This window comes from Pseudarthrobacter sp. S6 (assembly GCF_050156575.1).
Classification (GTDB): Bacteria; Actinomycetota; Actinomycetes; order Actinomycetales; family Micrococcaceae; genus Arthrobacter.
On sequence record NZ_CP189581.1, the window covers coordinates 3202476 to 3224939 of the forward strand.

The 22464-nt window shown below is 61.3% G+C and carries 24 protein-coding genes; 16 read left to right on the forward strand and 8 right to left on the reverse strand.

Features of this window, described 5'->3' with window-relative positions; translation table 11 throughout:
• Complete coding sequence (locus ACQCS0_RS15210; RefSeq protein ID WP_426939811.1) at positions 1–1614, reverse strand: NAD(P)H-hydrate epimerase; 1614 nt, start codon at positions 1612–1614, stop codon at positions 1–3.
• A 37-nt stretch (positions 1615–1651) separates the two neighbouring features.
• The gene (locus tag ACQCS0_RS15215) at positions 1652–1999 is read right to left on the reverse strand and encodes a holo-ACP synthase (RefSeq protein WP_056344245.1); all 348 of its coding nucleotides are present in this window, start codon (positions 1997–1999) and stop codon (positions 1652–1654) included.
• A gap of 76 nt (positions 2000–2075) precedes the next feature.
• Here ACQCS0_RS15215 and ACQCS0_RS15220 point away from each other — a divergent pair, with 76 nt between their 5' ends.
• From ACQCS0_RS15220 to ACQCS0_RS15230, 3 genes are read left to right on the forward strand one after another with little or no spacing between them, the layout of a single operon-like run.
• A complete protein-coding gene (locus tag ACQCS0_RS15220; protein ID WP_354164219.1) occupies positions 2076–2315 on the forward strand; it encodes a helix-turn-helix transcriptional regulator in 240 nt (79 codons plus the stop codon).
• Between the two features lie 9 nt (positions 2316–2324).
• Positions 2325–2576 carry a type II toxin-antitoxin system Phd/YefM family antitoxin gene (locus tag ACQCS0_RS15225; protein WP_354157893.1) on the forward strand — a complete coding sequence of 84 codons (252 nt, stop codon included), beginning with the start codon at positions 2325–2327 and terminating at the stop codon, positions 2574–2576.
• The gene (locus tag ACQCS0_RS15230; RefSeq protein WP_354157894.1) at positions 2573–2851 is read left to right on the forward strand and encodes a type II toxin-antitoxin system RelE/ParE family toxin; all 279 of its coding nucleotides are present in this window, start codon (positions 2573–2575) and stop codon (positions 2849–2851) included. The genes ACQCS0_RS15225 and ACQCS0_RS15230 overlap by 4 nt, the downstream gene beginning before the upstream one ends.
• On the opposite strand, the gene ACQCS0_RS15235 is transcribed toward ACQCS0_RS15230, so the two are convergent.
• Genes ACQCS0_RS15235 through ACQCS0_RS15245 form a run of 3 tightly spaced genes read right to left on the reverse strand, consistent with a single transcriptional unit; the run spans position 2848 to position 6666 of the window.
• Positions 2848–4002, reverse strand: a complete 1155-nt coding sequence (locus tag ACQCS0_RS15235) for a hypothetical protein (protein WP_426939812.1) — start codon at positions 4000–4002, stop codon at positions 2848–2850. The genes ACQCS0_RS15230 and ACQCS0_RS15235 overlap by 4 nt on opposite strands.
• 10 nt (positions 4003–4012) lie before the next feature.
• Positions 4013–5905 (reverse strand): glutamine--fructose-6-phosphate transaminase (isomerizing), encoded by a 1893-nt coding sequence (gene glmS, locus ACQCS0_RS15240; protein WP_426939813.1) that lies wholly within the window; start codon positions 5903–5905, stop codon positions 4013–4015.
• 32 nt (positions 5906–5937) lie between these two features.
• Entirely contained in the window at positions 5938–6666 is a 729-nt protein-coding gene (locus tag ACQCS0_RS15245) for an ATP-binding protein (RefSeq protein ID WP_426939814.1), read from the reverse strand.
• A gap of 169 nt (positions 6667–6835) precedes the next feature.
• On the opposite strand from ACQCS0_RS15245, the gene coaA reads away from it, so the two are divergent.
• The 4 genes from coaA to ACQCS0_RS15265 all read left to right on the forward strand — a co-directional run bounded on the left by coaA (position 6836) and on the right by ACQCS0_RS15265 (position 10403).
• A complete protein-coding gene (gene coaA / locus ACQCS0_RS15250) occupies positions 6836–7801 on the forward strand; it encodes a type I pantothenate kinase (protein ID WP_426939815.1) in 966 nt (321 codons plus the stop codon).
• Positions 7802–7806: 5 nt separating this feature from the next.
• Entirely contained in the window at positions 7807–8673 is an 867-nt protein-coding gene (locus ACQCS0_RS15255; RefSeq protein ID WP_426939816.1) for a M15 family metallopeptidase, read from the forward strand.
• A gap of 65 nt (positions 8674–8738) precedes the next feature.
• Positions 8739–9128, forward strand: coding sequence for a large conductance mechanosensitive channel protein MscL (gene mscL, locus ACQCS0_RS15260; protein ID WP_426939817.1), 390 nt, complete (start codon positions 8739–8741; stop codon positions 9126–9128).
• A 108-nt stretch (positions 9129–9236) separates the two neighbouring features.
• Entirely contained in the window at positions 9237–10403 is a 1167-nt protein-coding gene (locus ACQCS0_RS15265) for a hypothetical protein (protein WP_426939818.1), read from the forward strand.
• Here ACQCS0_RS15265 and glmM read toward each other — a convergent pair.
• Entirely contained in the window at positions 10400–11761 is a 1362-nt protein-coding gene (gene glmM, locus ACQCS0_RS15270) for a phosphoglucosamine mutase (RefSeq protein ID WP_426939819.1), read from the reverse strand. The two genes, ACQCS0_RS15265 and glmM, sit on opposite strands and share 4 nt — an antisense overlap.
• Positions 11762–11993: 232 nt before the next feature.
• On the opposite strand from glmM, the gene ACQCS0_RS15275 reads away from it, so the two are divergent.
• The 4 genes from ACQCS0_RS15275 (at position 11994) to ACQCS0_RS15290 (ending at position 18254) form a co-directional block, all read left to right on the forward strand.
• The gene (locus ACQCS0_RS15275; RefSeq protein WP_426940229.1) at positions 11994–12995 is read left to right on the forward strand and encodes an acyltransferase family protein; all 1002 of its coding nucleotides are present in this window, start codon (positions 11994–11996) and stop codon (positions 12993–12995) included.
• A gap of 117 nt (positions 12996–13112) precedes the next feature.
• Positions 13113–14357: a glycosyltransferase gene (locus tag ACQCS0_RS15280; protein ID WP_426939820.1), complete on the forward strand. Its 1245-nt coding sequence runs from the start codon at positions 13113–13115 to the stop codon at positions 14355–14357.
• Entirely contained in the window at positions 14354–16330 is a 1977-nt protein-coding gene (locus ACQCS0_RS15285) for a glycosyltransferase family 39 protein (protein ID WP_426939821.1), read from the forward strand. Before ACQCS0_RS15280 ends, ACQCS0_RS15285 begins: the two co-directional genes overlap by 4 nt.
• A gap of 118 nt (positions 16331–16448) precedes the next feature.
• Positions 16449–18254: an ArnT family glycosyltransferase gene (locus tag ACQCS0_RS15290; protein ID WP_426939822.1), complete on the forward strand. Its 1806-nt coding sequence runs from the start codon at positions 16449–16451 to the stop codon at positions 18252–18254.
• A 49-nt stretch (positions 18255–18303) separates the two neighbouring features.
• Here the strand turns inward: ACQCS0_RS15290 and rpsI are convergent, their stop codons facing one another.
• On the reverse strand, positions 18304–18810 hold the full coding sequence (rpsI, locus tag ACQCS0_RS15295) for a 30S ribosomal protein S9 (RefSeq protein WP_426939823.1): 507 nt from the start codon (positions 18808–18810) through the stop codon (positions 18304–18306).
• 38 nt (positions 18811–18848) lie between these two features.
• Positions 18849–19292 carry a 50S ribosomal protein L13 gene (rplM, locus tag ACQCS0_RS15300; protein WP_426940230.1) on the reverse strand — a complete coding sequence of 148 codons (444 nt, stop codon included), beginning with the start codon at positions 19290–19292 and terminating at the stop codon, positions 18849–18851.
• A 465-nt stretch (positions 19293–19757) separates the two neighbouring features.
• Between rplM and ACQCS0_RS15305 the strand changes: the two genes are divergently transcribed.
• From ACQCS0_RS15305 to ACQCS0_RS15325, 5 genes are all read left to right on the forward strand, one after another.
• A complete protein-coding gene (locus ACQCS0_RS15305; protein WP_426939824.1) occupies positions 19758–20264 on the forward strand; it encodes a prepilin peptidase in 507 nt (168 codons plus the stop codon).
• A 277-nt stretch (positions 20265–20541) separates the two neighbouring features.
• A complete protein-coding gene (locus ACQCS0_RS15310) occupies positions 20542–20742 on the forward strand; it encodes a Flp family type IVb pilin (RefSeq protein WP_426939825.1) in 201 nt (66 codons plus the stop codon).
• Positions 20743–20771: 29 nt separating this feature from the next.
• Positions 20772–20972, forward strand: a complete 201-nt coding sequence (locus tag ACQCS0_RS15315; RefSeq protein WP_426939826.1) for a Flp family type IVb pilin — start codon at positions 20772–20774, stop codon at positions 20970–20972.
• 79 nt (positions 20973–21051) lie between these two features.
• Positions 21052–21474: a TadE/TadG family type IV pilus assembly protein gene (locus tag ACQCS0_RS15320; RefSeq protein WP_426939827.1), complete on the forward strand. Its 423-nt coding sequence runs from the start codon at positions 21052–21054 to the stop codon at positions 21472–21474.
• Positions 21474–22457, forward strand: a complete 984-nt coding sequence (locus ACQCS0_RS15325) for a pilus assembly protein TadG-related protein (RefSeq protein WP_426940231.1) — start codon at positions 21474–21476, stop codon at positions 22455–22457. The genes ACQCS0_RS15320 and ACQCS0_RS15325 overlap by 1 nt, the downstream gene beginning before the upstream one ends.
• Positions 22458–22464: the final 7 nt, after the last annotated feature.

The following is a 22464-nucleotide window of genomic DNA, read 5'->3' on the forward strand; positions in this document are numbered from 1 at the left end:
CTACGGTAGCTGGTGGCTGTGACTATTACGTTTCCGGCCCACCGGTTTACTAAGCAGGCTGACTTTATGCCAAACGTCTGGTATTGCGTCCGCAATCCGGCCGGCCGTCAGCGGGCCGCCGCCGGAGGTGGCCGCGCCCGCGAGGCCGTGGAGGCTGGCACCGAGGGCGGCAATAGCCGCCCAGCGCTCGTCCGGATCGATGCCTGCGTCACGGAAGCGCCCGACGTCGGACCCCATCTGGGCGAGCAGCGCACCGATGATCCCGGCCAGGACGTCGCCGCTTCCGGCGGTGGCAAGCCACGGTGTGCCGTCCGCCTGGCTGTAGAAATCCTGGAAGGGCGACGCGACCAGCGTGGTGGCGCCCTTCAGCAGGACGGTGGCCTCGGTCAGCACGGCAGCATGCCGGGCAGCACCGAGGGTGGAGGACTCGACGGCGCTACGGTCGGGGGCAGGATCAAAGTCGGGGCTGTCCGGGGACGAGGCAAGCCGTTGCAGGAGGGACGCCAGTTCTCCGGCGTGCGGCGTGAGCACCACCTGCGGCGCCAGGACCGCGGGCAGGGCAGGCAGCGCCCCGGCGTCGGCGATCACGGGCAGGCCGGACTCTACGGCGTCGTGGGCGCGCTGGAGCTGGTCGGTGTCACCGGGGCCCATGCCTGAACCCACCAGCCACGCCTGGACGTGGGTGTCCGCAACGGAGCCCGCGCTGCAGACTACTTCCGGGCAGGACTGCCGGACCAGGTTGGCTACCTCGGGCGGACCCAGGTAGCGGACCATCGCCGCGCCGGCAGCCAGCGCGCCGCGGCAGGCGAGCACGGCGGCGCCCGGATAGTCGGCGGATCCGGCCACAACGCCCAGGACGCCGCGGGAGTACTTGTGCGAGCGCCTCCCGGGCTGCGGCAGGAGCCGGGCCAGGTCCGGCAGCTCAAACCTGCGCAGCGCCGGCCACGGCAGGTCTTCTTCGATGCCTATGGGCACCACACGGACGCGGCCGGCGTGATCGGCGCCAGGGTCCGCCAGCAGTCCCACCTTGGCTGCGCCGAATGTTACGGTCACATCCGCGGTGAGCACCGGCGCATGCGCTTCCCCGGTATCGGCATCCACGCCGCTGGGAACATCGCAGGCCACCACGATCCCCGGCTCCCCGGACGATAGCCGCAGTTCCGCAAGACCCCTGACCAGGTCAGCGGCCGCCCCGCGTAGACCCCCGTTGGCACCCGTTCCCAGAATTGCGTCAATCACGACGTCGGCACTCGCCACGTGTGCCGCAAGCTGGCCGGCATTGACCTCAGTGAGAAGGTGCACCCGCCCGCCGGCGCGCTCAAAAGCAGCCAGCGCCTCGGCGTGGGCGGTTCCGGCGGTGAGCACCGCCGTCGTACGCATTCCCCTGGCAGCCAGGAACGAGGCGGCGAAGAGGCCGTCTCCGCCATTGTTGCCCTTACCCGCCAGCACGGTCACGCTCGCGCCGTAAAGCCGCCGGCCACGTGACTTCAGCTCGTGGACCGCCGCGTTGTCGAGCCCGTGGGAGGCCCGTTGCATCAGAACAGCACCCATCCCTGCAGACAGGAACGGCTGTTCGGCCGCCCTGATTTGGGTTCCGGTATAGGCGCTGATCATGGCATCAGGTGCATTGTCGGGTTGAGCAGGAGGTGGCTCAGCCTTCGGCCAGTACCGTGGCGGTGGCGATCCCGCCGTCGTGGCTCATGGAGACGTGCCACCGCTTGACGCCCTTTGACTCGGCCACCGCAAGGACGGTGCCTTTAACCTGGATGGTGGGTCCATGCTGGTCCAGGCCGATCCAGCAGTCCTGCCAGTTCATGCCTGCAGGCGCGCCGAGCACCTTGGCCACGGCTTCCTTGGCAGCGAACCGCGCGGCCAGCGAGCGGGTGTTCAGTTCACGTTCAGCGGGCACGAACAGCCGGTCCCGGAGCCCGGGGGTGCGCTCAAGCTGGCGGCCGAACCGCTCGATGTCTACAACGTCTACGCCAATGCCAACAATCATGGCGCTATTCTACGGGGACGCTCCGCACCTGCAGTGAATCACTCGGCTATTACGACTAACTCATCAAGGAGGCTGCGTGCACGGCGTCATGATGTCAGTAGCGGACCTTGGCCGGTCGGTCTACGGCATCCGCCAACGCAGCGGCCTCTCCCAGCGCGAGCTTGCCAGCCGGCTCGGCGTCAGCCAGCGCTACCTCTCCGAACTGGAGACGGGCAAGCCCAAGGTGCTCAACGACCAGTTCTTCGCCGTCATGGTCCATCCCAAATGGCGTGAGTTTCATTGGGGCGGCATTGCTTACGGTTCGTTTGGTTCGTAAGGTTGATATATGACAACGACTACTTCGAATGAAGCCCGGATTCATTGGGCTGAGCTCATTGATGGTGTACGTTCCGAGCCAGTTCATATCACCCGCCGCGGGCGGGCTGTCGCGGTGGTGGTGGCCCCGGATTTTTATGAACGCGCCGTCGAGGCGTTGGAGGACGCCGAGGATGTTGCCGCCGCGCGGGCAGCCCGTGCGGATGGTGGGCCGACGATCACTCACGAGGAACTGCTGCGTGACCTTGGCATCGAGGTATGACGGGCCGGTTTGGCGTTCGATATACAGCGGTCGCGGCTAAGCAAATCCGGAAGCTTGACCGGAAGGCACAGATGCGGGTGCTCAAAGCGATTGAAATCCTCAGTGACACGCCGCGGCCACCCAAGGGAAAGCAGCTGGTTGGCGGGGATGGGGAATGGCGCATCCGCACCGGCGATTACCGGATTATCTATGAGATCCGGGATCAGGAACTTTTGATTCTGGTACTGCGTGTGGGACACCGCCGGGAAGTTTACCGGTCCACTTCCGGGCTCTAGCTGAGCCGGCGGTATTCATCGATCAGGGATGAAGGCACCGGCGAGACGCCGGGAAGTTCCTTGCCCCCGCCAAAATTCGGCTTGTGCCGGCGGAGCAGGGCCACGCCATCAAGTTCCCATCGGAATCCGGGGCTGGACAAGGCAGCATGGTACGCGGCGTCGACCGTGTCCGGGTATTTCGCTGCGAGGTCCTCCAGGACGTAACCGGGAACCGTCTTGTCCTCAACATAGCCACGCAGGAGTTCCGCAGCCGGGTCCTCCGCATCGACCGGCGGCGTCCGGTATGCGGCCTCGACCTGCCCGTAGCAGACGAGGAAGGACACACCCATCAGCGGATGATGGTAGAGCGCTACGTCGTCGGACTCTGCCAGCTCCGGCGGGAAGGAATCATCCGGTGCGATCTGTTCGGCGGCGGTCACCAGCGCGGAAGCCTTGGGATTTGCAGCGACGGACGCCTCGCTGCAGGCATTCAGGAAACTGCGGTACGCAGCGATGATGTCACCCCCGGTACCGCTCACGATATTCGCGCCAAAGAGGTCCAGGAATGTGGCGTGGTGCTCTCCGACGATCCTGCGTCCCTGCTCGACGTTCGCCGGATTATTGAATACCAAGGTGGGAAAGCGCTTGAGCAGCGACGCCGCCAGGGTCTGGACGCCGGGGAGGTCCCGCGGGCCAAACAGGCGCATGGTCCCGCTGATCGTCCAGAGATCCCCGATGGGCACCAGGCGCGTCATGACGTAGCCGCCTCGCTGGACGAAGCTGATTGCCTCCGCCCCGGCGGTGGCGTAGGAATCGTAATCCATCTGATCGATGAGGTTATGCAGGCTAAGCCGGGCACCTTTGCGGGCATCGACGCGGAAGACGCCGATAACATTACGCTCCCGCCAACCCTCGTAGACGAGTCGCTCGTCAGGCTCAATATTCTTATTGGTGCGCAGATAGCGGTCGAGTAGCGGCTCGCGTCCGCCCTGGTCCGGGTCATAGAGCAGCGACTCGACGGCCTCCGCCCACTGATTCTGTTCCCCACCCCCAAGACCGGAGAAGTCTGACATGGCCTGCGAAAGACGCCGGGCGAACCCCGGTGAGGATGCGTAGGCGACCAGGGCTTCCTTGAGGTTCCCCGCCCGGTCCAACAGTTCGTCGGTGTTCATCAGCCTGCGGTTACTCTACGGTGACGCTCTTGGCGAGGTTGCGGGGCTGGTCCACGTCGTAGCCCTTGGCCGAGGCGAGGGCCAGGGCGAAGATCTGCAGCGGGACCGTGCTGAGCAGCGGGGCCAGCAGAGTGTCTGTCTCCGGGATGAAGAAGACGTGCTCGGCGTAGGCCTTCACGGCCTCGTCGCCCTCTTCGGCGATCACAATGGTCTTGGCGCCGCGGGCGCGGACTTCCTGGATGTTCGAGACGACCTTGGCGTGCAGCGAGTCGCGGCCGCGCGGGGACGGGACCACCACAAACACAGGCTGGCCTTCCTCGATCAGCGCGATCGGGCCGTGCTTCAGCTCGCCGGCGGCGAACCCTTCGGCATGGATGTAGGCGAGCTCCTTGAGCTTCAGCGCGCCTTCCATGGCCACCGGGAAGCCGACGTGGCGGCCCAGGAACAGCACAGACTTCGCATCCTTCATGGACGCGCCGAGGTCCTTGATCTGCGCCTCGTTATCCAGGATCCGCTGGATCTTGGCCGGGATCTTGTTCAGGTCCGCCAGGATGTCCTTGATCTCGCCCTGGAACTTGTTCCCGCGCAGCTGCGCCAGGTACAGGCCCAGCAGGTACGCGGCGGTGATCTGCGCCAGGAACGCCTTGGTGGAGGCAACGGCGATTTCCGGGCCGGCGTGCGTGTAGAGCACGGCGTCGGATTCCCGCGGAATGGTGGAACCGTTGGTGTTACAAATCGACACCGTCTTGGCGCCCTGTTCCTTGGCGTAGCGGACGGCCATCAGGGTGTCCATGGTCTCACCGGACTGGGAGATCGAAACAATCAGGGTGTTCGCGTCCACAATAGGGTCCCGGTAACGGAACTCGTGGGAGAGCTCCACCTCGGTGGCGATCCGGCACCAGCGCTCAATCGCGTACTTAGCCACCTGCCCGGCGTACGCGGACGTCCCGCAAGCCAGCACAATGATCTTGTCCACGTTCTTGAGCAGTTCCGGGTCGATCCGCAGCTCATCAAGGGTCAGTCTGCCGCCAATGTCCGAACGGCCCAGCAGGGTTTTGGCCACGGCGTCGGGCTGGTCATGGATTTCCTTCTCCATAAAGGACGGGAACCCGCCCTTCTCCGCCGATTCCGGATCCCAGTCCACCCGGTATTCCTTGCCCTCGGCGGGGGCGCCGAAGAAGTCTGTGATCTCCACCGTGTCGGCGGTGATGGTGACAATCTGGTCCTGGCCCAGCTCCACGGCGCGGCGGGTGTAGTCAATGAACCCGGAAACATCCGAGCCCAGGAAGTTCTCGCCCTCGCCCAGGCCAACCACCAGCGGCGAGTTGCGCCGGGCAGCCACCACAACATCCGGCTGGTCAGCGTGCACAGCCAGGAGTGTGAATGCACCCTCGAGGCGCTGGCAGGCGAGCTGCATCGCAGTGGTCAGGCCGCCGTCGGACGCTCCACGACCGAGCTGGGTGCGGAAAATGTCGCCCAACAGCACGGCCGCGACTTCGGTGTCGGTCTCGGACTCGAACTTGTAGCCCTTGGTCACGAGCTCCAGCTTGAGCTCGGCGAAGTTTTCGATGATGCCATTGTGGATCAGTGCCAGCTTGCCGCCGTCGGACAGATGCGGGTGCGCGTTCTGGTCCGTGGGGCCGCCGTGCGTGGCCCAACGGGTGTGCCCGATGCCGGTGAACGTCTCCGGCAGCGGGTGTTCCTCCAGCTCGGCCAGAAGGTTGCTCAGCTTGCCGGACTTCTTCCGGGACTCGATGGCACCTTGCGAGACCACCGCCACCCCCGCAGAGTCATAACCCCGGTACTCCAGGCGGCGCAATCCCTCAAGGACTACATCCAACGCACTGTGACCGGCATTCACACGGCCAGCAGAATGGCCCACATATCCAACGATTCCACACATGGGCTCCAGCTTATCGGCAGCAGGGTTGAGGTTTAAACCGCGTGACAAGACTCACGCCCAAACCTGCTGATGTAATCCGCCATCCAAGGAACGGTGAAGGCGAGATAGCCACGGCGTGGGGCGTAGATGAGACCCGTGTGGATTAGTGTCTGCCTCGCTGCGGACACCGCAGTTTGAACCCTGCCCAGCCGTGTAGCGATGTCGCTGACCAGTGAAGGGGCGTCGTTGTCCTGGGCCATGGCAGCCATAAACTCCTGCTGGGCAGTGGTCGCCCTTTCCCAGCGTGAGTTGTAGAGTCCGGCGTCCACTTCGTCGCGGGCCCTGCCGATCCCTATGCGTGCATCATCTGCGTCGATTGTCCGGGAAGCGGCAACATCCCAGATCTGCTTGCCGCAGGCCTGGACGAAATATGGGTACCCGCCGGATGCTTTCAGGACAACAACCAAGGCATTTTCGCTCCAGGTCACGCGCTCCCGCTGCGATGGTGTTACGAGGGCGTCTTTGGGGTCCTCGTCGCTTAGGAGCCCCACAGTTCGGTAAAGATACATGCGCTCTTCGTAAGTGGAAGCTTTGGCAAGGACGGAAGGCAGTGACGGGAGGCGCGTGCCGAGGAACATGAGCGGCGCGGGACGGGGATCTTGGCCGAGCTGGTGCAAGGCGACGTTGAGCGCCTCCAGGTCCTTCTTTGGTGCTTCTTGCAGCTCATCGACAGCCAGCAGAACTCCCGTTCCGGCGGCACGAGCGGCGAGGCCCAGCGGCAATTATTTAGAAATTAAGATAATTATGGATTATTTGGTGTAAAGCAGCACCATCCGCGCGAGCAAAAATACCTGAGGCCAGCGCAACACGGTTGCGATCATCCTGACGGTAAGTCGTGACAACAGGGTGCTCCATTTCGCTCTGGGCCGCCCGCGGGGCAGAATCTCTAAAGTGACTTTGCAACGCAATGAAGCGAACGGTGAGGGTGTCTCCCCGTTCGTTGAGCTGGACCGCCAGACCTGGTCCCGGCTCGCCGCCCAGATGGAGCAGCCGCTTAACGAAGAGGACATTGTCCGTCTGCGTGGCCTCGGCGATCCTCTGGACATGAAGGAGATCCGCGAGGTCTACCTGCCCCTGTCGCGGCTCCTGCACCTTTATGTGGAGGCCGCGGGCCAGCTTCATTCGGCCACCACCACCTTCCTGGGTGAGCAGACCCAGCGCACTCCCTTCGTCATCGGCGTGGCCGGCTCGGTGGCCGTGGGCAAATCCACCATCGCCCGCGTGCTCCGGGAAATGCTGCGGCGCTGGCCCGGCACCCCCAACGTGGAGCTGATCACCACGGACGGCTTCCTGTATCCCCTGGCCGAGCTCAAACGGCGCCAGCTGCTGGAACGCAAGGGCTTCCCGGAGTCTTACGACCGCCGCGCGCTGCTGCGTTTTGTGAGCGAGATCAAAGGCGGCGCGGAGGAGGTCCGGGCACCCTGGTACTCCCACGTTACGTACGACATCGTGCCGGAGAAGGAAGTGGTGGTCCGCCGCCCGGACGTGCTGATTGTGGAGGGCCTGAACGTGTTGACCCCCGCCCGCCCGCGCCACGACGGCAAGCAGGGGCTGGCGCTGAGCGATTTCTTCGATTTCTCCATCTATGTGGATGCCAAGACCTCCTTCATCGAGGAGTGGTACGTGGAGCGGTTCCGGAAGCTCCAGAGCACCGCGTTCGCGCAGCCGGAGTCCTACTTCCACCGCTACGCAACGCTCTCCCCCACCGAGGCCGAGAGCACGGCCCGGGACATCTGGAAGCGCATCAACGAGCCCAACCTGGAGGAAAACGTCCTCCCCACCCGTGGACGCGCCCAGCTGGTGCTGACCAAGGACGCGGACCACTCCATCCGCCGCATGCTCCTGCGGAAGGTTTAACCCACATGTGCCACGACTGCATGGCAGGCGGCCTTTCGGGGGCCAGCCGCCGCTCCTTCGCCCGCTTCCTCGCCGCCGGAGCGGGGCTGACTGTCCTGGCAGCGTGCATGCCGGAGGCACCGGCCCGGGTGGCGCCGTCGTCCTCCGCTGCCCCGGCGGTGACCTCCCTGTCCCCCTCCCCGGTCGCGGGCCCTTCAGTGGAAAGCACGACGGCGGCAGCTGAGCCGCCGCCGCAGGCTCCCGTGCCGCCGTCGGCAGCGCTGCCCCGTCAGTTCTCGCTGACGGATCCGGCCAGCCCATGGCTGGTGGTGAACAAGCAGCGTCCTTTGGCACCAGCGGACTACGTTCCGGCAGATCTGGTCCAACCCAACATCCCGCTGGCCGTTTCGGGCGAGGCGGCCCTGCTGAACAGCACAACGGCAGCCGCCGCAGAAGCGATGTTCGCCGCGGCTGCGCAGGACGGCGTGAGCATGACGCTGGCGAGCGGTTACCGCTCATACGGAACGCAGGTGGCCACGTACAACGGCTATGTGGCGGCCCGCGGCCAGGCCGATGCCGACACCGCCAGCGCCCGTCCCGGCTACTCGGAGCACCAGACCGGCTGGTCGTTCGACATCGGCGACGGCGGCGGGGCGTGCAGCTTCCAGCCCTGCTTCGCGGACCAGCCCGCGGCCGTGTGGGCAAAGGCGAACGGCCACCGCTTCGGTTTTGTAGTGCGGTACCCGTGGACGTTCCACCCGGTCACCGGCTACTACTACGAGCCGTGGCACCTGCGGTATATCGGCGTGGAAGCGGCCACCGGCATGGCGACCCGGGGCATCAGCACCGTGGAGGAGTACTTCGGGGTGGATGCGGCGCCGGGGTATGCCTGAACACCGGGCTGATGTGTTGCAGGGGCGTCATCCTCTGTTAACGGCGATGCGCTAGCTTGGTACTCATGCTGACAGGATTCAAAAATTTCATTATGAAGGGCAACGTCGTTGACCTTGCCGTCGCAGTTGTGATGGGTGCTGCTTTCAGCTCCGTCGTGACCTCTATCGTCCAGGGCCTGCTGACGCCGCTGATCGGACGTCTGTTCAGTGCCAAGGGCGTTGAAGAGATGCAGTGGGAGGGATTCATGTATGGGTCCGTCATCTCCTCCACCATTTCTTTCGTGCTGGTGGCCGCCTCCATCTACTTCGTGGTGGTACTTCCCATGAACCACATGATCGAGCTCCGTAACCGCAAGCTGGGAATCAACAAGGACGTCAAGGAAGAGGCTGCGGAAGACCCGCAGATCGCCCTGCTTACCGAAATCCGGGATGCGCTGAAGTCCCGAACCCCCTAACTTCACGGCAACCAACTGTAGCCCGATTCCTGAAGGAGGCGGGCCCATTTGTTTGGTTTGATGCCCTCTTCATTGACACGCTGGCGTGCGGCACCGAATGATTGCACAATGGGGGAATCCAAAAGTTTACAGCAGACCAAAACCGGAATGCCATCGCAGCACCTTCCGGCATGGATTATCTGGACCGTTGCGGGCCTTGCCCTGGCAGCCCGCTTGGCGCTGTTCCCGTACGTCAGCGAAGACTCCACGATCTACTTGTTACCGTGGATGCAGGAGTTCAGGGACCACGGGGTCTCCGCCCTTGGTGCGGAATTCTCGAACTACAACTTTCCCTATTTGTTCTTAATGTTTCTCGGGAGCCTGCTGCCCATAGAACCGCTTTACGCAATCAAGATTGTTTCACTCGCCGGAGACTGCTTGCTTGCGCTCTCGGTCGGCGCAGTCGTTGCGCAACTCCGGCCGGCCCGGCTTCTACCGGAAGTGGCAACCGTGATCGCACTCTTCCTGCCTACTGTGCTGCTCAACGCCAGCATGTGGGGCCAATGCGATTCGATCTACACTTCATTCCTCCTGCTTTCGCTCAGAAGCCTTCTGCGGAATGATGGCCGTGCCGCGTGGCTGTGGTGGGCAGTAGGGTTGTCGTTCAAGTTGCAGGCAGTTTTCTTTTTTCCGGCATTGGTGCTCATTGCCTTGAGGAACCGCTTCAGCCTCGCGCTGCCTGCCATGGCTGCCGGGGTGTGGGCGCTGCTCAGCAGCCCGCCAATTCTGTTCGGGCGATCACTGGATAGCACGTTCAGTGTGTATTTGCATCAGACCCAGGAGGATCGTCTCGTTGCAGGCGCCGCGAACGTATATACGTGGTTCCCGACGGCTTCGGCGGCCGAGGGGAAGGTCCCGGCGCTCGTGGTCTGTGGCGCTGTGCTTCTGTTGACGGCCTACTCGTATTGGCAGGGCCCGGATACTTCTGAAACACGGGTACTTTTTGCCATCACCGTGTTGGCAGTCTGCCCGCTATTGCTTCCACAGATGCACGACCGCTACTTCTTCGCTGCTGAAGTAACGTCCTTGCTGCTGCTGGACCGCAAGAAGTTGTTCATCGTTCCGTGGCTTCTAGCGGCAACCGGTCTCTTTGTTTACTATCTCTATTTCTCTAGTAACCGCTACCTGTGGCCTCTGTTACTAGCTTCGATTGTCCAAATTTTCGCCGTTGGAACGCTTCTCCGCGCACTGTTGCGGCAAGGCAATGCAACATCGAAGAGGTTGTCAATCGTTTAATCTGTAACAAGCTCCAGCGCAAGCTCGGTGCGGACAACCTGGGCCAGGCGCGCGGCGATCTCTTGAGCCGTGGCTTCATCGCCTGCTTCCACCATGACCCGCACTACAGGCTCGGTGCCTGATGGGCGGAGCAGGACACGTCCGGTGTCACCCAGTTCGGTTTCAGCCAAGACCACGGCCTGCGCCAGGACGTCCGAGCTGCCCACGCCGTCACGGTCTACACCCTTGACGTTGACGAGTACCTGCGGGAGTTTGGTCATCACGGTGGCCAGCTCCTTGAGCGGCCGGCCCGTCAGTGCGATCTGTGCCGCCAACTGCAGACCGGTGAGGACGCCGTCGCCGGTGGTGGCGTAGTCGGCGAAGATCACGTGGCCGGACTGTTCGCCGCCGAGGTTGAAGCCGCCGTCGCGCATGCCTTCTAGGACGTAGCGGTCCCCCACGGCCGTTTCGCGGATGCTGATGCCGGCATCGCGGAGGGCAATCTTAAGTCCGAGGTTGCTCATGACGGTGGCCACCAGGACGTCGTCGGTCAGCTTGCCGGACGCCTTGAGGGCGACAGCCAAGATCGCCATGATCTGGTCGCCGTCCACTTCGGTGCCTTCATGGTCCACGGCGAGGCAGCGGTCAGCGTCGCCGTCATGGGCGATGCCCAGATCTGCGCCGTGCTTGACCACGGCGGCCTTTAAGGGGCCGAGGTGGGTGGAGCCCACGCCGTCGTTGATGTTGTGGCCGTCCGGCTCGGCACCGATCACGATGACGTCAGCGCCGGCGTCCTTGAAGACCTGGGGTGAGCAGCCACTGGCGGCGCCGTGGGCGCAGTCCAGTACTACCTTCAGGCCGTCGAGGCGGTGCGGGAGCGTCTGCAGGAGGTGGACGATGTAGCGGTCCTCGGCGTCGGAGAACCGCTGGATCCGGCCCACATCGCTGCCGACGGGCCGCACGGGCTCCTTGCTCATCTGTTCTTCGATGGCGTTCTCGACGTCGTCGGGGAGCTTCTGGCCGCCGCGGGCGAAGAACTTGATGCCGTTATCCGGCGCGGGATTGTGGGAGGCCGAGATCATGACGCCGAAATCGGCGTCAAGGTCTGCCACGAGGTAGGCCGCGGCCGGCGTCGGAAGCACACCGGCGTCGTAGACGTCAATACCGGAACTGGACAGCCCAGCCTCAACGGCGGCGGCGATGAACTCCCCGCTCGCGCGAGGGTCACGCGCCACCACGGCGCGGGGCCGTGAGCCGTTGGTATTGCGGTCATGACCCAGCACGACGGCGGCCGCCTGGGCAAGGCTCATAGCCAGCTCGGCAGTCAACAGGCCGTTAGCAAGGCCCCGGACACCATCTGTTCCAAATAATCTAGACATCGGGTCAAGTCTAGAGGATTGCGGCGCGGGCCCCCTGACCGTGACTGATCAGTACCGATTGCTCAAGGTGGGGTTATGCTCACTCCAGCAATCTGGACCCACGGCAGGGGGGACGTAGGGCATGGCGGCACTTCGCATTCAACTCAACAGCCTGACTGGACTTCGCTTCTTCGCAGCCATGGCTGTGGTGCTCTAACATCTCAGGATCTATTTCACGCCAATTGGCGATAGCCTGACCGTTTTCGGCTACGGTTTCACGGGGGTAAGCTTCTTCTTCGTCCTCTCCGGATTCGTCCTAACGTGGTCACACCGTCCTGATGTTCACCCCGGGCAGTTCTATCGGAATCGCGTGGCCCGCATCTGGCCCCTTCATGTGCTGACGATGGTCGTCTCGATCTGGGTTCCTGCCTTCAGCCTCATGGCATCCCCAAGCTGGACGGCAGCGCCATTCGTCCTGACCCTTACGCAAGCCTGGATTCCGGCAAGCCCTTTTCTATACTCCTTCAACGGAGTCTCGTGGTCTTTGTCCTGCGAGGCATTTTTCTATTTGCTCTTCCCGTTGCTTTTCAGGCGCATAGCGATTCACATTAGGGTCGCCAGGATCGCCGGAATAATCATAGTAGCCCTGGTGATTTCAGTTATCTGGCTGTCCGTGTACGCGTCAATTCCGACCGCGGATTATGTTCTGGGAAACATGCCGCTCTATCGACTTGGAGAGTTCGTCCTAGGCATGTGCCTCGCCACAGCGATGAAACGGGGCTGGCGCCCCCGGTTTCAGCTCCTGCACGCCGTTGGACTAACGGCTTTGGCTACAATGGGCTTGTTTGCCGCGTCACTGATTTTGAACGGCATGTCCGGACCCGTCCCGGTTGTCTTCGCCAACTTGGTCATGATTCCGGGATTCCTTGCGCTCATCGCGTCCTCTGCAAGCCGGGATTTGTCAGGCAGTGGCGGCATCATGGCTTCAAGGACATTAGTCCGGCTTGGCCAGTGGTCCTTTGGGCTCTACATCGTGCACGAATTGGTCATCAAGCTGGCCAAGCCTTTCCTGAATGATTTGCCGCCTGGCGACGCCTTCGCCGTTGCCGTCCTTGTCGTCGCGGTGTCGATCACCCTTTCCGGTCTATTGCATGAGTTCATTGAGAAACCAGCGGAATGGTGGCTGCGCTCTCGTGGCGGTTCTAAGAAGACACTCCCGGCGAGTCCCCTAGAAGTACACCACTCGAAGGACTAAGTAGCCGCGACATTCGCTGGTGGGGTCGACCCTCGCACTACTTGGTTTTTGCCGTTCAGTACTCGACTTTTGGCGGAACCCTCGCCACCCACATCTCTGGACCTCTACGATCCATTCATGACACCTAGCTATGGGGGCTTGGCGCTCGAAATTGTAGTACCGGTTTTCAATGAGGAAGCGGTACTCGAAAACAGCATCACGACGCTCTCCGAATATCTGACGCTCGAAATTCCTTCGACGTGGAAAATCACCATTGCGGACAATGCAAGCACTGACAGAACGCCCGTGATTGCCGCTCGGCTCAGCGAGCAGTTGCCCAACGTCGAATACCGCCGTCTGGAAGTAAAGGGACGCGGGTACGCTCTCCGGGATGCCTGGGGAGCTTCAGAGGCGAAAGTCCTCGCCTACCTGGATGTCGACCTTTCCACTGACCTGGCGGCATTGCCGCCGCTGGTGGCGCCGCTGCTGTCAGGTCATTCTGATATTTCCATCGGCACCCGGCTTGGACAGAGTTCGCGCGTCAGCCGCGGTCCCAAAAGGGAATTCATTTCCCGTTCCTACAATTTCCTGCTTCGCCGGACCATGCAGGTCCGTTTTTCAGATGCGCAATGCGGCTTCAAAGCAATACGGGCTGACGTGGCAAAACGCCTCCTTCCACATGTTGAGGACAACGGTTGGTTCTTTGATACCGAGCTGCTGATCATCGCCGAACGATCGGGGCTACGTATCCACGAAATTCCTGTGGACTGGGTTGATGACCCGGACAGCCGCGTTGACGTCAAGCAGACCGCTTACGACGATCTCCGCGGGATGGTCCGCGTAGCCGGTTCCTTGCTCAAGGGAACCATTCCGGTCCAGGCCATCTATGCCGAGCTTGGCCGGCGGCCAATCGTCCCACCGGGCCGGCCCAGTTTCTTCGGGCAAGTGGTCCGGTTTGGCTTGGTGGGAGCTGTCTCGACGCTCGCCTTCGCGCTGCTTTACCTGGTGCTCCAAGGTCCATTCAGCTCCCAAGAAGCAAACTTCCTGGCCCTGCTACTGACGGCTGTCGGCAACACGGCGGCCAACCGCCGGTTCACCTTCGGCATCAGCGGCCCTGGACGGCTGTTAACGCAGCAATTGCAAGGCCTCATCGTCTTCCTGCTGGCTTGGGGAATTACGTCCTCTTCGCTTCTGGTACTTCATTCGATCAATGTGGACTCGGCACCCTCGACAGAGTTACTTACGCTGACGGCCGCCAATGTTTTCGCTACACTGATACGGTTTGTGCTGCTCCGGATCTGGGTGTTCCGGGTGCGGCGCAGTGACGAGCGTTCCGCAATTTCTGTCGCCTCGGCGCTAGCACCGAGCGGCCGCATCCTATGAGCTCACTGGTCGACGTGCCCGGCGCTTCAGCGAAAGCACCCAGCGATCTCGACGGCGCCCTGCCTGCTGTGCCACCGCGCCAAGACCGCGGAAGTCATCTGATTTTGTTCTGGCGCAAGTTCTGGAGTGGCCCGTCACGGGACGAACGCTGGGAGCGGCCTTCCCTTCTAGCTCTCCTCGCAGCAACGGCGGTGCTGTACCTGTGGGCATTGGATGCAAACGGCTGGGCGAATCCCTACTATTCCGCAGCAGCCCAGGCCGGCGCCCAAGACTGGAAGGCCTTCTTCTTCGGCTCTTTAGAGTGGGGCAATCTCATTACTGTGGACAAGACTCCATTGAGCATCTGGGTCATGTCCATTTCTGTTCGGCTCTTTGGCCTGAGCAGCTGGAGCATATTGGTTCCACAGGCGTTGATGGGTGTAGTTACCAACTACCTGACATACCGCATCCTTCGGCGCGGTTTTGGTCCGCGCACTGCCCTTTTTGGGGCGGCCGCCTACGGCACCACTCCGGTGGTAGTACTGATGTCCCGCTTCAACAATCCAGAACCGCTCATGGGGCTGCTTATGGTGGCTTCAGTGCTGGTGACGCTGAAAGCAATGGAATCGGGCCGCCTCAGAACTTTTGCCTTCGCCGGCTTGCTCCTAGGACTGGGATTTATGGCCAAACAGGTGCAGGCGTTGCTGGTAGTCCCGGCCCTGTGCGTGGCCGTGCTGGCGTTCAGCCGAGGCCGCTTCACGCTACGGATCCGCCAGCTGATTGTGTCCGCGGGGGTGCTTGTGGCCACGGCCGGGGCATGGCTGGTGGCAGTGGATCTCACCCCCGTTTCGCAGCGACCGTACATAGGAGGCTCGGTAAACAACAGCGCCGTCGAGCTCACCATGGACTACAACGGGTTAGCTCGCTTCGCCGAAATTCCGATCAACGCTGAAGGTGAGCGAGCTTCAAGCACGCAAGACGATGCGGTCCAGCTCGTGGGCGGGCTTTCACGGCTCCTAAACGCAAACTTTGCGCAGGAAATCGCTTGGCTGTTGTTCACCGGAATCGCCTGCTGCTTAGTCGTCATGGCGTTGAATCGTGCGCTCAATTTGTCACCGCAGCAGCGCAATGTAGCGGCCGTCGCCACGCTTTGGTTTAGCACTGCCCTGCTTGTACTTTTCTTCATGGGTACTATGATCCACACCTACTACACCTTCTCCTTGGGTGCTCCCACTGCGCTAGTCGTAGCAGTCGGGTTGTCGAGTCTGTGGAGACTTCGACACCGAATAGTCCTCCGGGTCCTCGGTGCTGTCCTCGTGGGATCATCCGCGTACATGGCACTCAGAGTCATGGCCTACAGCGATCAATGGCCCGTTTGGGTGCGAATTGCAGTGGGCGCCGCAGGTATTATTTGCGCCATTTTGTGGCTCTTGCCTGCCAGCGGACGGCGCATCCGAATGGTTACGGTTGGAGTCCTTGCCTGCTCGTTGCTGACTGCCCCAATCGCCGCAGATCTCTTCACCTTGGGCACGCCGCAGACAGGAACTAACCCTATGTCTGGGCCGATTGGAAACGATCCAAACTCACTCTCCAGGCTAATGGCAGCTCTGAGGGCTGGAGAGGTCTCCTCGACTCAGCAAATAGCCATGGGTGCCCTGCCCCAACCCGCCGTAACAGAGCTTCTTAGGACGGATACCTCGGACCAACAGTGGGCGGCCGCCACCTATACGGCCCAAAATGCCGCGCTGTACCAACTGCAATCCGGGCGTCCAATCATCCCGCTTGGAGGTTGGCTAGGCACAGATCCAGCACCGACGCTTGCGCGGTTTAAGAACCTTGTGTCCGAGCACCGCATCGGTTACCTCATTTGGCAACAGGACCTGCTGGACGGTGGCGAGCTAAGCCCTGATACCCAAGGGATTACCGAGTGGGTCCGCAACAATTTCAGGGAGCAGGTGGTTGGCGGTGTCCACCTCTACGATCTCCGGCGCTAAACTCCTACCTCCAAGGACTGGGCACGGTTACCGCGCCAAGGGCAGGGCAACGCTGGGCCGGCTCTTGCGCGGCCACCCCAAGCACCCGCAGTGGGAGCGTCCGGCCCTACTGACGGTATTGGCCACCAATGCACTGCTCTACGGCTGGAACCTCGGCATCAACGGCTGGGCGAACTACTTCTACAGTGCTGCGGTTCAAGCCGGGACGATGGACGCCAAGGCGTTCTTCTACGGGTCTTCGGATTGGGGCAACTCGATCACGGTGGACAAGCCGCCCCTGAGTCTCTGGGTGATGGGCCTTTCAGTTCGAATCTTCGGCTTCAACCCGATCGCAATGTTGCTGCCGCAGGTGCTCATCGGCGTGGGGACCACACTGCTGATCTATCTGATCCTGAGACGGTGCGTCTCAGGCCTTGCCGCGCTCTTCGGTGCCACCGTATTCTTCACGACGCCAATCGTCACTCTAATGTCCCGCTACAACAATCCGGATCCTCTCATGCTGCTGCTGATGGTGGCGGCGGTCTGGTACACGCTGCGCAGCATTGAAACCGGCCGCGGGCGCTTCTTTGTTATCGCGGGGGCACTGCTCGGGTGGGCGTTCATGACTAAGCAATTGCAAGGACTGCTAAGCGTTCCTGCAATTGGCCTTGGGTACCTCCTGTTCAGCCCACAGCGTTGGGCCAGACGGCTTGGAAGTGCGGCCGCCGCTATGGGTGCATTGATCGCAACTGGCGGCCTGTGGATGACAATTGTGGACCTGATCCCCGAGGATCAGCGCCCGTATGTAGGCGGATCTTCTTCCAATAGCGTCTTGCAGCTTACTCTTGGCTACAACGGCATCGATCGAATAGCCGGCGGCGGGGAGGTCTCCGAGGCAATGCTGGCGCCAGCTCAGTTTCGCCTTGTAGACAACGATGCGGGAATCTTTAGGCTGCTGAATGCCAACTACAATCAAGAAGCGTCATGGCTCTTGTTCGCGGCGATTCTTGCCGTGCTTTTTCTCATCATCAGCTGGAAGATACATCGAGGAACTGCTGCGGCGCGCGCGTTGGTCGCGGTATCAGGTTTGTGGTTGCTGACCGCTTTTCTGCTGTTGAGCTTCATGGGCAATCAAATTCACACGTACTACACGGCCGCCCTGGGACCGCCGGTAGCACTCGTATTGGGCATCACCCTCGACTCCTTCGTATTCAATCGAAATTCGCTGCGCGCCCGTATCTGCGGCGCTGCCATCGGGTTAACCGGTTTGCTCACATCATGGCTAATTCTTGCAGGCGCCACAGGGTGGCCCGAGTGGCTGTCCACAGCCATCCTGGCTGCTGGCATCGTTGCGATCTCCGCATTGATCATCAAACCGCCGAGTGTCAAGGTTGAAGCAGTAGCAGCAGGGTTACTTGGCGTGTCCCTCTTATTCGGGCCAGCTGCCACCTCGATTCATAACGTCACCCTGAGCTTCAGCGGCTCCAATCCACTTTCTGGGATGATCTCAAGGAATCCAGCGGGTATAAGTCATCTATTGGACTCACTAAGGAACAACAATCCAATATGGGCCCACGATATAGCCTTCGGACGGGATCCCGATTCGGAGGTTGTTGACGTCTTGGCAGCTTCCAAGGGCTGTACTTGGGCCGCGGCCAGCTACGCCAGCCAGACGGCGGCGCGGCTGCAGCTGGAGTCGGGCCGCCCTGTTATGCCTCTGGGCGGCTTTGCCGGCACCGACCCCTCCCCCACTCTTGATGAATTCAAAGACAGAGTGGCCGCTGGGGAAATTTGTTATCTCGTTCAGCAGGAGGCATTCGTGGAAGTCCAAGAGCCGAATTCATCGTCCATGGCGATTTCCACTTGGGTTCAGAACAACTTTCAATCCGAAAAACTCCGAAATACCACGGTGTACCGCCTCACCAAAAGTAATCAGCACCAATAGAAAGAAGCCCGCCCCGCCAATGGCGGGACGGGCTTCTTTGTAAGCGGACTTAGCGCTTGGAGTACTGCTGAGCCTTACGGGCCTTCTTGAGACCTGCCTTCTTACGCTCAATGACGCGTGCGTCACGGCGCAGGTAACCGGCTTTCTTCAGCGTGGCGCGGTTGTTCTCGGTGTCGATCTCGTTCAGTGAACGGGCGATGCCGAGGCGCAGGGCACCGGCCTGGCCGGAGATGCCGCCACCGTGGATACGGGCCATGACGTCGTACGCGCCGTCAAGATCGAGGATCTTGAAGGGCTCGTTGACGTCCTGCTGGTGCAGCTTGTTCGGGAAGTAGTTGTCCAGCGTGCGGCCGTTGATGGTCCACTTGCCGGTGCCGGGGACGATGCGCACCCGGGCAACAGCTTCCTTACGACGGCCAACTGCAGCGCCGGCTACGGTCAGTGCCGGGCGTTCCTTCTTTGGCGCCTCTGCTTCCGCAGGCCCGCTTTCCGAGGTGTAGCTGGTCAGGTTTTCCTCAGCCACAACGGCCTCGGTGGTCTCTTCGTTCTGAGCCACGATTCTCCTTGTATAGATAAGTTGTTTGGTGGCCAGGACTACTGGGCGACCTGGGAAATTTCGAACGTCTTGGGCTGCTGGGCGGCGTGCGGGTGCTCTGCACCGCGGTACACCTTCAGTTTGCCCAACTGCTGTGCAGCGAGGGAGTTCTTGGGGAGCATACCCTTGATGGCCTTCTCAACGGCGCGGACCGGGTTGGATTCCAGGAGTTCCGCGTAGTTGACGGAGGTCAGGCCGCCCGGGTAGCCGGAGTGGCGGTATGCGCGCTTCTGTTCCAGCTTGGCGCCGGTCAGGGCTACCTTTTCAGCGTTGATGATGATGACGAAGTCGCCCATGTCCATGTGGGACGCAAAGGTGGCCTTGTGCTTGCCGCGCAGCAGGATTGCGGCCTGGCTCGCGAGACGACCAAGGACAACGTCTGTGGCGTCAATGACGTGCCACTGGCGGTTGATATCGCCGGGCTTCGGGGTGTACGTACGCACGGTTTTTGCCTCGTTCTTGTTCTGGCGTTCTTGTTTAGGTGTCACTCAAGCGTGTGCACCTACTATCTATGCGCTACCGGAACAGAGGTGAGGGCTCTATGTAACCAGTGATCCTGGGGTCCCGAATGTGCACGTTGAGTAGTTATCCTGCAACCGGATTCTCAAGCGGGCACGCATCATCGAGAAAGGACACGCACAACGACTACCAATATTAGCTTGAACCGGGCCCCAGGGTCAAAGTGAGGCAAAATGGGGTAGCCGGCCACTCATTTTTAGTCCGCCGGCCCGACGTAAGCAGGGGATGCAGTGACTTCTTGGGGCGACGCTGGCTCAGCCGGACCGCTGTTCGTGGCCGTCATCGGTCTCTTAGGACTCATTCTCTCACCGTTGTCCGAGCTGCTCATTGCCAGACTCCTCCCACGCGTCGGTTCGCTGCCTGGCCTGCGCGCAAGGATCACGACGGCGATGATCACTGGCGCCCTCTGCGCCGGGTTCGCATTCCGTTTCGGCGCTGACGCGGGATTGCCGGCATTCCTACTCCTCGCCGTTCTTGGCGTACAGCTGGCGAGAATTGACGTCTCGCTCCATTTGCTGCCGAACCCCTTAGTAATGGCCCTTTTAGTAGGGGGTCTTTTGTGCGTCACAGTAGGCACGTTTGGTGGGCAATCCTGGCCTAACCTCGTGCGCGCCCTCGCCGGCGCTGCAATTCTCTTCGTCACTTACCTGATTCTGGCGTTAATTTCGCCAGCGAGCCTCGGAATGGGCGACGTAAAGCTTGCCGCTCCCGTTGGCCTCTACTTGGGGTACTTAGGGTGGGGCCAACTCCTATACGGCGGGCTGCTGGGCTTCATCCTCAACGGAGTCATCACAGTTCTGGTGGTGCGCAGAAACCGGGCAGAACGCACCTCGGAAGGTCCTCATGGCCCTTCAATGCTGGCGTCAGCAGTAGGAATAGCTCTCTTCTTCGGATAGCCCGCGTCGGTTGGCCTGGGCCCAATTTGGGTGAGTTTCAACTTCCCGTCTAGGTAGCGATCCGCCCAAGTTCGGTTCCGAGGTGAGTACTCAGGATCTGCTTCCGAGTATGCCCGAAAAACAGCCCCCAAAAAGTCGAGTACCACTACGCATTGTTGCCATGAAAGGCCAGTGCCAATCTTTTCTTAGCGAAGTCCAGCCGCTAAGGAATTATGGGGGCAGCTGGAAATTCGTTGAAAGTATCCAAATCAATTTCATCGAATTAAGGAAACCTAAAATGACTTCTCTTATGGTCTCAATGCTCGCATTCGTTGCCGGCGTCAAGGATCGTCTCACTTCCGAAAAGGGCGCAACAGCCACTGAGTACTCGCTCCTGGTGGGCCTCATCGCGCTGGTCCTCGTGGTTGGTGTCGGCGCCTTCGGTGGAGCACTCAACACGTGGTTCAGCAAACTGGGCCTCACCGTCGCCGGCTGGTAGGTCAGACAAGAACTTAGGAGATTTCCACCATGAAATATCTGGTTCTTACCATCCTCAACCTCCAAACCTGGCTCCATGCAGATTTCAAGTCGCAGAAAGGCGCCACGGCCACGGAGTACTCGCTGCTCGTCGGGCTGATCGCGCTGGTCCTTGTGGTTGGTGTCGGCGCCTTCGGCGGCGCACTCAACACCTGGTTCAGCACCCTGGGTACTACCGTCGCTGGTTGGTAGCCCCATCGCAACCGGTGTGCCGCGCTGCACAGCGCGGCACACCGCACCTTTTCCAGCTGCAACTGTCCAGGGGGACCCTTTGAAACGCAGCCGCAGAACTTCAAAGAACGGCGAACGCGGGGCAGTCGCCGTCGAACTGGCACTTGTTGCACCGCTTCTTTTGGCACTCATCGCCGGAATCGTTGAGTTCTCTTACACCTACAACACTCAGATCTCGATGTCGCAGGCCGCCCGTGAGGCAGCCAGAGGTTATGCAGTGACCAAGGACTGGTCGAAGGCGACGGCCGCAGGGATCGCCGGTGCTCCCGGAAGTGGACTAGCGGCCTCCGATTTCACTCTAACGCCGACCACCTGCTCTGGAACCGACCTAACAGTGAAGGTCACGGTGAAGCACACGTTCCAGTCACCCACAGGGTTCGCCCTCAACGTCAAGGGAACCAACATTTCCTTCTCAAAGACCTTCGTCACCACCGGAGTAGGAGCCATGCGATGCGGCGGCTAATGAGCAGAATTCGGCGCAGTGGCGAAGAGGGTGTCACCGCCGTAATCGTGGTCCTCATGATGGTGGTATTGATTGGCGCCGGAGCGATCGCCGTGGATGTTGGCCAGATTTATGCCGAACGAGGTCAGCTGCAGAACGCTGCCGATGCCGGAGCTCTGGCAGTTGCCGATAGCTGCGCGAAGGCCCCCTCTTGCGATCCGTCGCTGGCGACGCCGCTGGCAAACGGCAACTCGTTGGATGGCGAAAGCACTGTTAGTTCTGTGGACACCACATCGGTGGCTGGTCAAGTGACCGTCACAACCACTACAAAGAACGCTGCTGATCACGGGCCTTGGCTCTCTAAGCTCTTTGCGAGCGCTCTCGGCAACGCCCCCGCAGTCAACGTCGGTGCCACTGCAACTGTCAAATTGAAATACCCCACCAAGGGCGTAACCGTCCTGCCGCTGACCTTCGCACCGTGCGAATTTCAGGATGACGGACTGCCTCACTTAATCCAGGTTCAGAGCGGAACCTTGAAGTGCACGGGATTGAATCCGTCTAACCAAGTCATCCCAGGCGGCTTTGGATGGCTGAACCCGGACAGCTCCACGGGGTGCGTTGTAACAGCAGAGGTGGGCCAGTGGAGCCTCACCAGCGCAGGCGGGGCAGTTCCGAACGGCTGTATCGACCTATTTGACCCCACGAAGAATCCTCCTCTCGCGGGTTCCACTATTGCGCTGCCCGTCTACAAGTACACATGTGCAGGTATGGCGGGATTTAGCTGCACAGGCAGCGGCGTCGAATATTTCATCGAAAAGTGGGCCGGCTTCAAAATCGAGGCCTGGAACCTGACCGGGCAAGCCAAATATGACCCGCTCAACAAAATAACCAGCGGCAAGGGCATCTACGGAACATTCGTGGGCTACGCAGCCGACCCTGCGCTCTTTACCAATGAATCATCCACACCCAACGGGACCGTAGTCGTCCTCGGCCTCATCAAGTAATGAATTT